The 328-nt window shown below is 69.2% G+C and carries 1 pseudogene; it reads left to right on the top strand.

From position 1 onward, the window contains the following. Nucleotides 1-328: pseudogene (locus tag KOL93_RS16005) on the top strand (IS5/IS1182 family transposase); the annotation flags it as partial.

Raw genomic sequence — 328 nt, 5'->3', positions numbered from 1 at the left:
CTCCGAGGCGAAGGACGCCCTGATCTCCGGGCTGGTCACCGACGCATTGGGGCTGCTTGGCGCGGTGGATCCGGACACCCTGGAGGAGGGTTCGCCGCAGGCGCAGGCGTATATGCTGCTGGCCCTGGTTTCGGGCCAGGACGTGGAGCCGGCCGAGGGGTCGGACGGGACCGACGGGCGGTGGAGGATCGCCCGGAAGGTCGCCCCGGACCGGATGGTCTCCACCGTGGACCCGGCGGCCAGACATGCGCACAAGTCCCGCTCCGTGATGATGGACGGGTTCAAGGGCCACATCATTGCCGAACCGGAGACCGGGCTCTACACCAAC

Origin of the sequence: Microbacterium salitolerans (genome assembly GCF_019720895.1) — a bacterium.
GTDB lineage: Bacteria > Actinomycetota > Actinomycetes > Actinomycetales > Microbacteriaceae > Microbacterium.
This window is presented reverse-complemented; position numbering and strand designations above follow the sequence as displayed.